General features: G+C 41.9%; 13 protein-coding genes. 4 read left to right on the plus strand and 9 right to left on the minus strand.

Annotated elements, in window-relative coordinates; translation table 11 throughout:
- The first annotated feature begins 146 nt into the window (after positions 1-146).
- The 3 genes from dapA to dapD are packed head-to-tail and all read left to right on the plus strand — an operon-like array spanning position 147 to position 2,523.
- Positions 147-1,028, plus strand: a complete 882-nt coding sequence (dapA, locus tag IGI92_RS13580; RefSeq protein ID WP_008380503.1) for a 4-hydroxy-tetrahydrodipicolinate synthase — start codon at positions 147-149, stop codon at positions 1,026-1,028.
- Positions 1,029-1,041: 13 nt separating this feature from the next.
- A complete protein-coding gene (dapB, locus tag IGI92_RS13585) occupies positions 1,042-1,797 on the plus strand; it encodes a 4-hydroxy-tetrahydrodipicolinate reductase (protein WP_005233953.1) in 756 nt (251 codons plus the stop codon).
- Positions 1,798-1,809: 12 nt separating this feature from the next.
- The gene (gene dapD, locus IGI92_RS13590; RefSeq protein ID WP_005233952.1) at positions 1,810-2,523 is read left to right on the plus strand and encodes a 2,3,4,5-tetrahydropyridine-2,6-dicarboxylate N-acetyltransferase; all 714 of its coding nucleotides are present in this window, start codon (positions 1,810-1,812) and stop codon (positions 2,521-2,523) included.
- A gap of 144 nt (positions 2,524-2,667) precedes the next feature.
- On the opposite strand, the gene IGI92_RS13595 is transcribed toward dapD, so the two are convergent.
- The 5 genes from IGI92_RS13595 to IGI92_RS13615 all read right to left on the minus strand — a co-directional run bounded on the left by IGI92_RS13595 (position 2,668) and on the right by IGI92_RS13615 (position 9,290).
- Positions 2,668-3,621 (minus strand): DHH family phosphoesterase, encoded by a 954-nt coding sequence (locus tag IGI92_RS13595; RefSeq protein WP_008380500.1) that lies wholly within the window; start codon positions 3,619-3,621, stop codon positions 2,668-2,670.
- Between the two features lie 54 nt (positions 3,622-3,675).
- Positions 3,676-5,007 carry a DRTGG domain-containing protein gene (locus IGI92_RS13600; RefSeq protein ID WP_005233948.1) on the minus strand — a complete coding sequence of 444 codons (1,332 nt, stop codon included), beginning with the start codon at positions 5,005-5,007 and terminating at the stop codon, positions 3,676-3,678.
- A 37-nt stretch (positions 5,008-5,044) separates the two neighbouring features.
- The gene (locus tag IGI92_RS13605) at positions 5,045-5,728 is read right to left on the minus strand and encodes a metal-dependent hydrolase (RefSeq protein WP_005233945.1); all 684 of its coding nucleotides are present in this window, start codon (positions 5,726-5,728) and stop codon (positions 5,045-5,047) included.
- 198 nt (positions 5,729-5,926) lie between these two features.
- The gene (locus IGI92_RS13610) at positions 5,927-7,366 is read right to left on the minus strand and encodes an MFS transporter (protein WP_008380496.1); all 1,440 of its coding nucleotides are present in this window, start codon (positions 7,364-7,366) and stop codon (positions 5,927-5,929) included.
- Between the two features lie 241 nt (positions 7,367-7,607).
- Positions 7,608-9,290 (minus strand): ribonuclease J, encoded by a 1,683-nt coding sequence (locus IGI92_RS13615; protein WP_005228243.1) that lies wholly within the window; start codon positions 9,288-9,290, stop codon positions 7,608-7,610.
- A gap of 364 nt (positions 9,291-9,654) precedes the next feature.
- Between IGI92_RS13615 and IGI92_RS13620 the strand changes: the two genes are divergently transcribed.
- The gene (locus tag IGI92_RS13620) at positions 9,655-10,155 is read left to right on the plus strand and encodes a hypothetical protein (RefSeq protein WP_301388833.1); all 501 of its coding nucleotides are present in this window, start codon (positions 9,655-9,657) and stop codon (positions 10,153-10,155) included.
- Positions 10,156-10,250: 95 nt separating this feature from the next.
- Here IGI92_RS13620 and IGI92_RS13625 read toward each other — a convergent pair whose 3' ends face one another.
- From IGI92_RS13625 to IGI92_RS13640, 4 genes are all read right to left on the minus strand, one after another.
- Positions 10,251-11,228: a peptidylprolyl isomerase gene (locus IGI92_RS13625; protein ID WP_301388831.1), complete on the minus strand. Its 978-nt coding sequence runs from the start codon at positions 11,226-11,228 to the stop codon at positions 10,251-10,253.
- A 123-nt stretch (positions 11,229-11,351) separates the two neighbouring features.
- A complete protein-coding gene (locus tag IGI92_RS13630) occupies positions 11,352-11,657 on the minus strand; it encodes a hypothetical protein (protein ID WP_301388829.1) in 306 nt (101 codons plus the stop codon).
- A 755-nt stretch (positions 11,658-12,412) separates the two neighbouring features.
- Positions 12,413-13,465, minus strand: a complete 1,053-nt coding sequence (locus IGI92_RS13635) for an aspartate-semialdehyde dehydrogenase (protein ID WP_301388827.1) — start codon at positions 13,463-13,465, stop codon at positions 12,413-12,415.
- Between the two features lie 304 nt (positions 13,466-13,769).
- Entirely contained in the window at positions 13,770-15,557 is a 1,788-nt protein-coding gene (locus IGI92_RS13640; protein WP_034872136.1) for a glycoside hydrolase family 13 protein, read from the minus strand.
- Positions 15,558-15,715 lie beyond the last annotated feature (158 nt).

The raw sequence follows: 15,715 nt of genomic DNA on the forward strand, positions 1-15,715 counted from the left end.
GTTTAATATTATAGTATATAATTCGAATAATCTATAGTATAAATTGTCGAAATGTTTCGATTTTTATTGAAAATTTTACCCCTCGTTTTGGTACACTTATACGTAGAGTAACGAAAAATAAATTGGTTGAAAGGATGTGTCGTAGTTTGACAATATTCAAAGGTTCTGGCGTTGCGTTGATTACCCCTATGCTTCAAGATGGTTCGGTGGATTTCGATAAGCTGAAGGAGTTAGCGGAGTGGCATGTGCAGCAAGGAACGAATGCAATCATTGCATGCGGTACGACCGGTGAAGCATCCACGTTAGACGATGAAGAACATATCGCGGTGATCGAAGCGGTGGTAAAACAAGTTGCTGGTCGAATCCCCGTTATCGGAGGAACAGGCTCCAACAATACCCAACATGGGATCCATCTTTCAAAAGAAGCACAGCGCGTTGGTGCTGACGCATTATTGGTTGTAACACCTTACTACAACAAAGCGACCAAGAAAAGTTTAGTCGCTCACTATGAAGCAATCTGTCAAAGCGTTGAGCTGCCAGTGATCTTATACTCCGTCAGCTCAAGAACCGGCTTAAATTTAACACCTGAAGCCGTGGCAGAACTAAAAAAAATCCCTAATATCAAAGGCATCAAAGAGGCCAGCGGTGATATTTCGCAAATCGCAGAAATCGCTCGTCTTGCGGATGATGACTTTGCGATCTATTCAGGAAATGACGATCAAGTAACCCCAATTTTAGCTTTAGGTGGCTCTGGCGTGATTTCAACGATCGGCAATATCGCTCCGAAACAAACGGCACAACTCGTTGCTGATTTCTTAAATGGTGATGTAAAAGCAGCCATCAAAGAGCAGTTGCGACAAAAACCGTTGATCGATGCGATTTTCAGTGAAGTAAATCCTGTGCCGATCAAAGCAGCGGTCTCCTTACTGGGCAAATGCGAATTGCATTATCGTTTGCCTTTGGGTGTCCCGGAAGATGCGACCCTCGTTCATTTAGAAGAAGAAATGACCAATTACGGATTGCTGTAAGGAGGAGTTTTTGGTGAAACAAATTTTATTAAGCGGTGCAAACGGTCGCATGGGCAAAGTGTTGCAAAGCCTGATCGCAAAGCACCCTCAGTTAGAAGTGGCCGCCGGCTTAGATCGTACCGAGCAATTAGATGGTCCTTTTCCAATCTATGATCGTCCAGAAAAAATCACGCAACCGATCGATTTGGTGATTGATTTTTCTCATTATAGCAATGTGCCTGCCTTGTTGAACTATTGTGTCGAACAGCAGCTGCCAATCGTGGTTGCTACAACTGGTTTGACGGAAGACACGCAGATGATGCTGCCGTTGGCTGCTAAAGTGATTCCGGTTTTCTATTCTGCCAATATGTCGTTGGGGATCAATGTACTGATCAAAGCACTACAAAGTATCACCCCCGCATTAGAAGCTGACTTTGACATTGAGATTATCGAAAAGCATCATAATCAAAAACTTGATGCACCAAGCGGTACAGCTTTGCTGTTGGCAGACAGTATCAATGACAGCTGCGAAACAAAAAAAGAGTATCTCTACGGGCGTGAAGGCAGTGATCTAGTAAATGACCGCAAGCAGATGGGCATCCATGCCGTTCGCGGCGGAACGATCCCTGGGGAACACATTGTCATCTATGCTGGGCAGGATGAAATCATTGAATTAAAACACACTGCGCTCTCCCGCGAAATCTTCGCCAATGGTGCGCTAAAAGCAGCGGAATTTTTAGCCGATCAACCAGCCGGTTTTTATTCCATGCAAAATCTAATCGACAAGTAAAGGTGGTCTCTCATGACAGAATTACAATTTTCCGATCCTTATCAATTAGCAAAATATATCAAAGAAGCAAATAAACAAACACCTGTAAAAGTCTATATCAATGGAGATCTTGGCGACGTCCAAGCAGATGGCATCCAATTGTTTGGTAACGGCACCTTCTATTTCGTGGTTGGTGACAGTCAAAAAGTAGCTGAGTTTTTAACCGCGCACCAAGACAAAATCACCGATCACTATCTGGAAAATGATCGCCGCAACTCAGCGATTCCTTTGTTGGACTTGACGAAAGTCGATGCCCGTATCGAACCAGGTGCCTTTATCCGTGACCAAGCCATCATTGAAAAAAATGCCGTTATCATGATGGGGGCAGTGATCAACATTGGTGCTGTGGTTGGTGAAGAAACCATGATCGATATGGGTGCGATTTTAGGTGCTCGGGCAACCGTTGGGAAAAAAGCCCATATTGGCGCTGGTGCTGTCTTGGCTGGCGTTCTTGAGCCACCTTCAGCAAGCCCAGTCATCATTGAAGACAATGTTTTGATCGGCGCAAATGCCGTCGTCCTTGAAGGCGTCCGTGTCGGCGAAGGTGCAGTCGTTGCTGCCGGTTCTGTGGTGACGGAAGATGTCCCTGCTGGAGCAGTCGTTGCTGGCTCACCAGCTAAAGTCATCAAAATGAAAGACGAGAAAACGAAAAGCAAAACCGAATTTTTAGACGATCTACGGGGGTAAACTTCTTATTTTCTCGTAAATACGCAACAAAAAAACGCAGTACCGGTTCAGTGATGAGCCTGCGCTGCGTTTTGTCTAAAAAAGGGCGTGCCGAAAGCTTTTGGCACGCCCTTTTTCTATTGGCAAATGTGCTTGTAAAAGTGTTTATTCTGCTTGAAATTCTTTGATCGCTGCTTGGATCTCTTGATAGATCACTGCAACTTCTTCAAGGTCTTTTGCATTTGCTCCACTGGCAAGCGGATGTCCACCACCATGATGGCGTTTGGCGATCTCATTGATCACTGGACCTTTCGAACGCATCCGCACACGGTAATAGCCTTCTGGTTGTTCGACAAAGATCGCCCAAGCCATCACTTCGTCGATTTTCCCTGGTAAGGAAACGACTGCTGAGGTTTCCGAATCTACTACGCCAAAACGCTGCTGCAATTCTTGCGATAGGATCACTTTACCAGCACCAATCTCATCAATCTCGATGTTTTCGTAGACATACCCTGAAAGGCGAGCAACACTGCGAGAGACTTGATCCAATTGACGATTGATCTTCGGAGCATCAAAGCCGTAATCCAATAGTTCAGCCGCTAAGCGCAGGGTTGTCGCTGTCGTTGCCGGATATAAAAACCGTCCAGTATCACCAACAATGCCCGCATATAACAGACGAGCCGCTTCTTGCGTCATCGTCAGCTCGTTTTGAAACATTTGCCAAAACGAAACGATCATCTCACTACAGCTGCTGGCTTTCGTATTGACCCAAACCAGTTCTCCGTAAGGTTCATCATTAGGGTGATGATCGATTTTGATCAATTTCGCCCCTTGATCATAGCGTTGGTCACTGATCCGTGGTGCATTGGCCGTATCTGTAACGATCACCAGCGCCCCTTTATACAAATCATCAGGGATCGTCTGCATCAGCGCCAAGTAATCCAATCCTTCAACGGGTCCGCCAACTTGATAGATTTCTTTTTTGGGAAAACTAGCTCGTAAAATTTCTGCCAACCCCACTTGTGATCCTAATGCATCTGGATCAGGGCGCTGGTGCCGATGGATAATGATCCGGTCGAATGCTTTGATTGTTGCAAGTATTTCTTCTTGTACCTTCATGAATGGTCTCAACTTTCTCTCTAAAATTTTTCCATAAGTGCCGTTTTCGATGATTTATGGGCGTTCCATTACTTGGCATACCACGATCGCTTTTGCCACTAAGGAATTTTCGATCGATACTTCGATATCGATTTTCGCCGAACGTCGCCCCAGTTCTAGAATCTTCGGTTGAATGATGATCTCGCTTTCTAATTGGATCAAACGGAAGTAATGCAGATTGACTTGCTCGATCCAGCTATTGCGTCGTTGATTCAACTGCATCGTACGTTTCGCCGTATTAGCGATTACTTCACTCAAGACACCAAAAGAGATCGTTCCGACTTCATTAACCATTTGGGGCGTCACCGCAAAGCTGAAATACGGCTGCGGCAATTTGTTCCCTTCAAAATCTTGTTCGATAACTTGCATCTGTCCCGAGATTTGGTCAGAAATCGTATCTGAAATTTGCGTTTGTCGTTGGACCATCTGCATCGCTTTCATAATGTCTTGGCGTGTGACAATCCCAATCAAAGAAAGGTCATCAGCTACGACGGGCATCACTTCTAAGCCATCCCAAATCATCTGATGGCTGGCAGAGGCCACACTCATCTCTTTTTTTACGACCCGTGGTTCCCGGGTCATGATTCGTTCGATGATCTGCGTATCAGGCTTTTCTAAGACATCTTTGGCTGTGATGATCCCAACGACCCGCATATTCTTGTTGACGACTGGATAGCGGGAGTGATTGGTAGACTCCGAGAGTAGTTTGTAATCCTTGACCGTATCAAAGGTGTGCAGATACTTGGTTTTTTCCAATGGCATATAAATGTCACTCACCAGCATAATGTCCTTTTTGATCAGCTGGTCGCTTAAGGCACGGTTGATCATCGTTGCCACGGTAAAGGTGTCATAGGTCGTTTGTAAAATCGGCAACTCCAATTCGTCTGCTAAACGACAGATTTCCTCTGTTGTTTCAAAGCCTCCCGTGATCAAGACGGCTGCGCCATCCTCCAGTGCCAACTTGTGGACTTCGTTGCGGTTTCCGACGATCACTAAGGAGCCAGGCGTGATGTAGCGTTCCATTGCTGATTCTTTCATGGCGCCGATAACAAATTTGTTCAAGTCTTTGTCCAAACCGGCAGCGCCGCCCAAAACATCACCTTCAATGATTTGGACGACTTCGCCGAAAGTTAGTTTTTCAATGTGTTTTTTTAGTTTTCGTTCGATACGGATGGTTCCGACACGCTGGATCGTTGAAACCAAGCCGATATTTTCCGCATCTTTGATTGCCCGATAGGCTGTTCCTTCACTGACATTCAAGTCTTTTGCGATTCCCCGCACCGAGATGCGATCGCCTACAGGCAGATTCTCGATATGCGCTAAAATCAAGTCGTGTTTTGTCGCCATAATTATCCCCTATTCCTACTACGAATCTTCCTGTTGCTTAAACTTCTAATGTCTCACCGACTGCAAGGATCTGGCCCACACCTGCCGGCAATAAATTCACGAAGGTTTGCGGATCTTGCTTGATCATTGGAAACGTATTGTAATGGATCGGTACTACTTTGCTCGCGTTTAAAAGGGCCGCTGCTGTTGCGGCATCTTGAACGCCCATCGTAAAATTATCCCCGATCGGTAAAAATGCCACATCGATGTCGAAACGTTCACCGATCATCGCCATATCGCTAAAGAGTGCAGTATCTCCAGCGTGGTAGATGGTTTTGCCTTCTGCTTCTAAAATGATTCCAACAGGATTGCCCATATAGATCATCGTTCCGTCTTCTTCAAGGCCAGAGCTGTGTTTCGCTTCCACCATTGAGATTTTGCCAAACGGAAACTCAAAAGAACCTCCCATATTCATGCCATGCGTCTCAGCAACGCCTTTGCGGGCTGCATAGCGGCAAATTTCAACGACACTGATCACTGGCGCTTCATTTCTTTTGGCGATCGGCACCATATCCCCAATATGATCACTATGACCATGCGTGATCAAAAGCCAATCGGTTTCCACTGTCTCTGCATCTAAATCAGTCAGAGCATTTCCAGTAATAAAAGGGTCAAACAACAATTTTTGGCCATCCGCTAATTGGATAGCAAGCACTGAGTGTCCGTGATACGTGAGTTTCATACAACATTCCCCTTTCCATCTAAGTAATACAGTCTAATATTTTTCATTATAACAGATAACGCCAGAAATCCAAAAGCACAAATTCTGGCAGCTTTATTACATCCGTCCTTTTTCTGGTTCTTGTCAAGAAAAATAAAGAAACTGTTCTACCCTTTCTGAATAAGGAATAGAACAGTTCGACCTGATGACTTCAAGCGATCATAGCGTTTTCTTACGTCCGCCTTGTTTATAGATGCGCCAGACTGTTAAGAATAACGCCGTGATGCAAAGAAGGAACGCCCCAAAGAAGGTGATTTTCATGCCATAGGCAAAAATATCTGCCCGACCTGCGATATAGGTCGTCACATGCTTTCCATACGCTTGACTCATTGCTGCATAGAGAATCGTCGTTGCTAAGGATATCCCTAACACCATGCCCAAATTGCGGGCAAAGGAATTTAGACTACCTGCCACCCCAAGATTTTCTTTGGTGACACTGCTCATTACCATCGTATTGTTTGGGGATTGGAACAACGAATTGCCAAGTCCCATGATGGCAGTGGCAACGATATAATACCAAATCGGCGTATCCTGATTCATAAACATATACATCAGCTGAGTGATCGACAGCAACGCTAAGCCAGCTAAGACCAAAATCTCCGGTCCTACACGGTCCGTCAAATACCCGCTAAGTGGTGAACCAATGACCATCATCAAAGGAAAGACCATCATCAGCATTCCTGCCACGCTCGGCGTTAAGCCTCGGGCACTTTGCAAGTAAAAGGGAATCACGACATTGACAAAAAAGTTTGCAGAAAAGATCAGCAACGCCGTGATCAGGCTCATGGTGAAAATTTTATTACGAAAGATCCCAAAGGTAATCAGCGGTTTGCTCAGACGCGCTTCTACTCGCAAAAAGACGATGAATGCCACTAAAGCGATCCCACCCAACAGCAGCGGCAGCCACGTTAGAAAGCCACGCTCTTGTCCAAGAAAAATGCCGCCGAAGAAGCTGATAATTGCAATTGAAAACAGCACAAACCCGGTTTTATCAATGGAATCATGACTCATGGTAATATCTTTTGGTAACACCTTTTCTCCAGCAATCATCGTCAGAATACCGACAGGAACATTGATCCAAAAAATAAACGGCCAAGAAAAATGCGCCAAAATCACTCCGCCTAATCCAGGACCGGCGATGGAGCCTAACGAAACAAAGGCACCAATCATCCCTAAGGCGCGTCCTCGTTCACTCATAGGAAAAACTTCAGTAATGATTCCGGTATTCGTCGCCATCGTCATGCTAGCACCGATCGCTTGCACCACTCGGGCAAATAAAAGAAATGCTAAGGAGTGATTAAACCCGCATAACAGCGAACCGATAATAAAAATTAGCATTCCCAAGCGGAAAACTTTGATTTTGCCCCAACTGTCCCCTACCTTACCGAATAATAAAAGGCAGGCACAAACGATCATCAAGTAAACGGACACGACCCATTCCGCTTGATTCATAGGTACACCCATATCTGCCGAGATCGTCGGCAATGCGATATTTACGATACTCCCATCCAGTGTTGACATAAAGGTAAACATCGAAACAGCAATGAGAATCCACCACTTTCTCTGTTGTACTACTGGGTTTTCTTGATAACTATTCACAAATCGACCATCCTCTCTTTGCTTATTTTGTTCCTCTAGTCTTAGGGGGACAACTTTGTATTATTGATCGAAATCCATTCGCCGTCAATCCTTATCTGCCCATTCACGATCAAAATAAGGGGCATTTATTGAAAAAACGCCGCCTGTTTCTTGCACAAAAAAAAACAAAAGCTTCGGCGAAAAGAAATCGGCCGTCAAACGGCTATTCTTTCACCAGCTTTTGTCAGTAGGTCAAAACGAATTATTTACGGTTGCGATTTCTTTGGCTTGATTCCATGATGACCGGCAAGATGACTGGACGGCGTTTGGTTTGTTCAAACAAGAAACGACTCAAACGATCACGGATATCTTGTTTCAATTTGCTCCATTCAAACTCTTCATCATGAAGGTGTTTTTCTACGATTTCTTCTACGATCTCGCCACTTTCACGAATCAGGTCACGGCTGGCTTTCACGTAGACAAACCCGCGAGAAGTGATTTGAGGGGCAGAAATAATTTTCTTTTCGCGACGATTGATCGTCACTACTGCAACGAAAATTCCATCTTCAGATAAGACTTTGCGGTCTCGCAGGACGATATTCCCAATATCTCCGACACCGATCCCGTCGATCATGACGTTTTCAGCTGGGACCGCACCTGCGGCGATCATTTCGCCTTTTTTGTATTCTAAAACATCCCCACGCGCAGTAATGAAGATATTTTTCATCGGAATCCCGACTTCTTGCGCCAAGTCCACATGGGCGGCTAATTGGCGGTACTCGCCTTGAATAGGGATAAAGTACTTCGGTTTCATCATATTCAACATCAGCTGCAGATCATTCGGGTTGGCATGACCAGAAACACGGAAATTATCCGAGATCTGTTTCACGGTACCGCCAGCGCGATAGATGATATCTTCCGTTTTCGCAACCACCGTTTCCATTGCCGTTGTCGGCGTCGTTGTGATGTAAACAAGATCTCCTTCTTTGATGCGCAGCGTCCGGTGAGAGCCGTTGGCCATTTTTTGCAACGCTTTGATTGGTTCCCCCATACGACCTGTTTCTAAAATCAACAACTGTTCGTCTGAGTATTTTTTCATTTCTTTTTGGGTGATCAGCAAGTCTTCGGCAGGTAATTTTAATTTCCCTAACTTCATGGCCGTTTTGATGATCCGACCAAAATCTTGACCAGTCAAAACGACTTTGCGGTCAGAACGAAACGCCGCATCTAATACTTGTTGCACCCGTTGCAAATTGCTAGCAACGCTAGCGACGATGATCCGACCTTCCCAGTAACGGATATTGTCATAAACTTCATCTTGGATCGTCAATTCAGAAGCAATCGGCGTTGGATTTTCGGCATTTGAGGACGTACTTAGCAATGCTAAGACTCCTTCTTTTCCAATTTCCGCTAAGCGGCCAAAATCGGTTTGATACATAGGGATCGCTGTTTGGTCAAACTTGAAATCTCCTGTATAAACGATATTGCCAGCTTCTGTTTTTACGCTGATTCCAACAGAATCAGGGATAGAGTGGGTCGTACGGAAAAAGCTGATGGTCGCATGGCCAAAGTCGATCTCCGAATGTTCATCGATCACATGAAAATCTTTGAAGCGCTTGGTAGCTTCATTTTTATTCACGGTCAATTTTGCTAGTTCGATCGTTAACTCGGTCCCAAAGACCGGTACTTGGATATTCTCCAAGAAATAAGGCAATGCACCAATCGCATCTGCATGCCCGTGGGTCAAGAAGACACCAGCCACACGGTCGGCATTTTCTTCTAAATATGTGAAGTCTGGAATCACTGTATCGATCCCTAATAATTCATTTTCTGGGTAACGGACACCGCAATCCAGCACAAATATATCCTCGCCAACTTCAGCAATGTACATGTTCTTTCCGTTTTCGCGTACACCGCCAAGAGGAATGATTTTTATCGTTTCCACTTTTATTCACCTCTTAATTTTTTTCTACTGTATTATTTCCCAAGCATAAGCCGTCCCTATTATTATACAACAAAAATAACAATATTACTTGCAATCAATCGCAAAATCTCGCAACGTTAAGGTTTTTCGTTAGCGCAATGACACAAAATAGCGCAAACATTCGCAATAAAACGCAACTAAAGGGTAGTCAAAGGAATTCAAAAATGCGGGAATGCATACATATATTTTTTGATTTTTCAATTAGTCTCAAAATATCTAGATGAGTTAACAATTTTGCTTTTTCTTATATATTTTAGAAAAAATTCATAGTTATCTGGTATTTTAAAAATGTAATCGATACCATTCGAGAGAAAGAAGGTATTACATGAAAAAATATATTATTGTTGGATTGATAACATTATCCTTTTTTTTAGCAAGTTGCTCAAAAACTCCTGAAGATGAGCTGTCTAACATCATGAAGCAGTCACTTGAAACAAGGTGGTCGTATGATGTAAAAGATGAAAACAATTGGAAATTAATACAAAAAAGTCTACGAGCAGAATTAAATTTTCTAAAAGAACATACTGGCTTACTAAGTACGGACGACTCGAAAAAAATTAAACATGCCGAACTAAGATCGGCATTCGAGAATTATTACGCTGCCTTAGTAGCATTAGAAAGAAGCGCCGAGTATCAAACTAACGAATACCTCACTCCGGAACAATATAAAAAATCCGTTGAAAAGTACTATTCTACGATGTCAAAATCTATAGCTATTATTCATAAGCATTCCCCTATTAAAGTAGAAGAAAAATACGAATCAAACCTTGATCACATGCTTACTATTAATGATAACTCAAAAGAAGAAAAAACAATCCCTAAATGATTGAGGCAAACACCCTATCTTTTCGTTTAAAGAAGCCCCGGTTCTCCTGTTTGACCCTGAGCTTCTTTAAATCTTCTCTGGATTTCACAAAATGTTTATTCTTTTGATTCCTTTTGGTTTGAATCTTTGTATTTTGACTCTTTTTCATTTTCGTTATTCTTATTAGGCACTTGTTTATTCTCCTGATGAATTAAAGAATCCATAATATTACTTAATGTTGCATCTTTGATTTTCACATTTGCAGCTTTCAATTCCTGACTTATTGATTGTTTTACGAATTTTTGATCAGCTAATTGTTTTTCAATTATAATTTGCTTTAACTCGTCAGAATATTTTTCAATATCATCTCCTTTTTCCTGGTTCTGAATCATTTTAACTATATAGTAACTCGTTTGTTTTGTCATAAGATTCTTTACCGGAATAATCTCTGAAATATCGCTGTTACTTAGTTTGAAGCTAGCTTCTTTCACTTCTTCTGGCACAGATGAAGCATATGAATGAAATGTCACTTTCCCATCATTGGAATTTGATTTTTGATCTATTGATTTTTCCTTCACCAACTTCGAGAAATCTTCTCCCTCATCTAAAGATTTTTTTACTTTTTTTGCATCCTCTTCATTTTTCAATTTAATTTGCTGTACTTCTACTTCTGGATGGAAAGTCTCCCATATTTTTTTTAATTTCTCTTGATTTACTTCTACATTAGTTTCTAGGCCCTTTTTAAAGGCTAGTTGTTGCTTTATCTTTCGCTTTACTTCTGATTCCGTATTACCAGACTTAGCTAATTGAGAATCGAAGGATTTCCCGGCTTGTTCTTTGATTTTATTAAACTCTTTCTCAATATCCTTCGTAGCTATTTCGTCTCCATACTTATTCTCATACACTCGTTCAACTACCATCTGCTGGATTGCTGAATCTGCACCTTTGATTTTTTTTAATTGATCATTGATGTCTTTTTGTGTTATTGTACCACCTTTAAAGCTTACTGCGGTCTCTTTATCAGCACTCTTAGAGCATGCCGAAAACAAAAGCAATCCTACTGACATAGCTACAAATAAAAGTTTTTTTCTCATCTTACAGTTCCTCCATTTTTGTGAATGTTTGATAATCAAATACGTATTTTCACTTAAAGAAGTCCTGGTTCTCCTGTTTGAACCGGGACTTCTTTAGCCATTATCTAGTTTTGACAAACAAATTTATTCATTTGATTTCTGTCCATTTGAGTCTTTAGATTTTGATCCCTCCCCTTTTTCCTTGTTTTGATTCGGTTCTTGCTTCTTAGGCATTTGTTTCTTAGGTGTCTGCTTTTTAGGTGTCTGTCCTTTAGGTGTCTGTTTCTTAGGCGTCTGCTTTTTAGGTGATTGCTCGGAACCATATTTATTTTTTTGCTTTTGTTCGGTTTTCGGTGATTTTTCTGGGTTTTTTTTTGAACTTCCGGGTCCACATGCTGCTAAACTGATGACTGCCAACGCTGCTGTTACTACCAAAAAAACTTTTTTCATAAATCCACTTCCAATCTTATTTTTTTGTGTCCTTGACACACCTTTAATGTAAACGATAGGAAGGAATATTATTTTTACATTTCCTTAATTATAATTTAAGTTGAGCTTACATTAACGAAAGGTAACAATTGTTCGAAAATTATGTTTGAACAAACAATGTCTTTGACACATTTAAAAACAAATGTTCTTAATAAAATATTCTTTTATCACACAAATATGTGCTATTTATGATTTTTTTAATTTCATTCTATGTATCCACCTTTCAAAATAAGGTAGGTTTTATCACTTTACACTATTGTTCATTTTAACTCCGTAAAGAAATGTTAGATGCCTACTATAAAAATTATGCTAGATCCTAAACAGCACACAAAAAAAGAAAAACTTAGCGGACAAAAAATATAGAAAAAGAGATAGCCTAATTGGTAGAATTTAGTCGACTAAGATAAAATCACATCAGACAAAAGACCAACTTTTGCTTTATTGAGTAACAAAAACAGAATTACGCTTGGCATGTACACGATTTCACTGCAAAGAATGTCAGTCGGTATTCACCGCTCAAACAAATTTTGTGGATGAAAACTGCTATCTCTCAAAAGAATCAAATGAAATAAAAAACCAGTTAAGCACTATACCTAACTGGTTTTAACTAAGTTTCAATTATGTCTTTCTCTACCAACACTAAATGGCAAAGAATCATTATACAATAAAAAAAGAAAAGCGTGGCATTCACCACACTTTTCTGAAAAACTTATGGTTTACACATGAACTAATCCTTGCTGATGCAGGCTTTCGGCGATTTGAACAGAGTTCCATGCCGCACCTTTCAGCAAATTATCAGAAACGACCCATAAATGCAAGCCGTTTTCGACATCCAAATCTTTGCGAATCCGACCAACAAAGGTTTCCGTTTTGTCCACACTGGTCAAAGCTTGCGGGTACACTTGTTGACTCGGATCATCTTGCAAGACAGCTCCTGGGGCTTCGATGATCCACTGCCTAACTTCCTCAACACTGGCATGGTCTTTGGTCTCGATATAAATCGACTCCGAATGACCGCTAAACACAGGGATTCTCACACACGTAGCTGCTACTTTGATCTGCGTATCTTCCATGATCTTCTTTGTTTCATTGATCATTTTCCACTCTTCATAAGTATAGTCATCTTCAGCAAAGACATCGATTTGTGGCAAGGCATTAAACGCGATTGGGTAGTGCTTTTTATCGCTGCCTGCTGGTAAAATCTCAGGGTTTAGTTCATCAGCGGCTTTGCCGGCTAATAGTTCTTGAGATTCACGAGTCAATTCAGCCAATGCTTGTGCGCCAGCACCTGAAACTGCTTGATACGTTGAAACCAAGACCCTCGATAAACCGACTTTTTGACGAATCGGTTCTAATGCCACCATCATTTGAATCGTTGAACAATTCGGATTGGCAATGATTCCTTTATGTTGTGCTAATGCATGAGGATTCACCTCAGGAACGACTAGAGGAACATTCGGATCCATCCGAAAATGACTGGTATTGTCGATTACGACTGCACCGTGTTTGACTGCTTCTGGAGCAAATTGTTTTGAAATGCCACCACCGGCACTGAACAATGCAATATCGACTCCCGCAAAGGAATCTGCGGTCAGCTCTTGAATAACGAGCGGTTCATTTTTGAACACAAGGGTCTTCCCAGCAGAACGTTTGGATGCCAACAACGTTATTTTTTTGATCGGCAACGTGGTCTTCTCCAACATCTCAATCATTTTTGTTCCTACTGCGCCGGTAGCTCCGACAACTGCTATGTGATACCCTGTACTCATCAAATCACTCCTCGAATAAAAATACATTTTTACTAGTTTATCATATCTTGTAAAAAAGAAAAGGCCTTTCGTGGAAAGAAGCGCAAAAAGAAGGCAGAACTATCTAAATTTTCAATCGTTTTCCCCGTTTCAGGAAAAAACTACCTATATTTAAGGGTTATCATTTGTCACATTTAGGTGTTATAGGATATAATACCGACAGAAGGAATTTTGGGGAAGATTCTTTCCAACGTGCATGGGGAAATTAAAAATACCCAAAACATTGAATGAGGCAAGAATTGCATATGCAATTCTTGCCTCATTTTTATGCTTCATTCGATTCTTCGTTATTTACTTTCACGATAGCAAAGCCTTTGTTATCGATGATCATCGTCTCATCTTCCAGTTGGACAAACTGTTCCATCAAAATTGAATCAGGACGAGAGAGTGTAAGTTGGTCCTCGCCAGTGTTGAAAATACCGATGATCCGCTGTGCCCCCAACTCTCGTTCGAAAATGATCAGGCCATCTTCTTCCGAAACCCAGTTCCAACTCAAGGAACCTTCAGATAAGACTTTTTGGTTGTCTTTGCGTAGTTTGATCAATGACTGGGTGAAATGCAGCAAATCACGATCTTGCTTTTCCTCATCCCAAATCATACATTTACGACAATCCGGATCCATATCACCGGTCAAACCAATCTCATCGCCGTAATACAGGCAAGGAACTCCTTGTTGCAGATACGTAAAGGCCATCACTTGGCGCATCAAGTCTTTGTCTCCCCGAGCCAAAGTTAACAAACGCGGGGTATCATGAGAATCTAAAATATTGAACTGCACTTGGTTGGTTTGCTCCCGATACAACATCAGCTGGTTATTTAATTCCGAGACCATTTTCGTCATGGAGATCTCGTCTTTGACAAAATATTCAATAATTGCATCTGTAAAGGCGTAGTTCATCACTGCATGAAACTCGTCGCCTTGTAACCAGCGTTGAGAAGAATGCCAAATTTCCCCAAGGATATAAAAATCATCTTTGGCCTCATCACACACTTGGCGGAATTTTTTCCAGAAGAAGTGACTAACTTCATTAGCCACGTCCAAGCGCCAAGCATCGATATCAAATTCTTCGATCCAATAACGAGCGATCTTCAACAAATAATCTTGCACATCGGGATTTTCCGTATTGAGTTTCGGCATATGCGGCGTAAAGGCAAAAACATCATAGGTGATGTCATAAGCATCTTCAAAGTTTTCCCCTTCTTTGTAGTTGACAGGAAACTCATTGATGTGGAACCAATCAGCAAACGGCGAATCTTTGCCGTTTTTGATGACATCTAGCCATTGATGCGAAGTATCCCCCATATGGTTGAAAACAGCATCCAGCATAACTTTGATGCCGCGTTTGTGGCATTCCTCCACTAATCGTTTAAAGGTATCGTTATCACCAAAAGCAGGATCGATGGCCAAATAATCGATGGTATCATACTTGTGATTCGAATATGCCTCAAAAATCGGACAGAAATAGATCCCATTGATTCCTAGATCGACAAGGTAATCCAAATGATCGATGACTCCTTGTAGATCCCCACCGAAAAAGTCTTGGCGATCGGGATTTTTTGAGCCCCATGGCAACACACCTTCAGGATCATTTGATGGGTCCCCATTTGCAAAGCGCTCAGGGAAAATTTGATACCAAACCGTTTCTTTCGCCCACTCGGGAATTTTGAAACGATCGGCTTCTTGGAAGTAAGGCATCCGAAAATAATTGTTGTTCATTTCTAAATATTGCTGTTCAAAGGGGTAGACCCCGTGATCCCCATAGAAGACATGCAACCCATCGTAACTTTCGATGGAAAAGCCGTAAGACAAACGGCGGAATTCTGCTCCGACCGATACTTGCCAATAATCATGCAAGTCCGTGGAAAGAATTTTTTGCATTTCAATTCTTTGTTGGTACCAAGCTTCTTTATACAGTGTGTAAGGATCACCGCAAAGCAGCTGGACATGGCGGACGTCTTGACGGGCGGTACGCAAACGGATATGCATTTTATCCTTCTCGTACAAATACGCAAATTCACTTTCGGGACGATGATAGATGGCAGTAGTATTCATAGCAGACTCCTTTGACTTGTTTGATATACCCATTGTCGCACAAATCAGAAGTCAAAACAAGAGAAAAACGCAATCGGTTGCTTTATCTAATAAATCGATAATATAGGTCAATATGAAATTAATTCAGCAATTAAAAAGCAAACGATTGCTTCACCCTT

The sequence above is a fragment of the Enterococcus sp. DIV2379 genome (assembly GCF_050542965.1).
Taxonomy (GTDB): Bacteria; Bacillota; Bacilli; order Lactobacillales; family Enterococcaceae; genus Enterococcus_D; species Enterococcus_D entomosocium.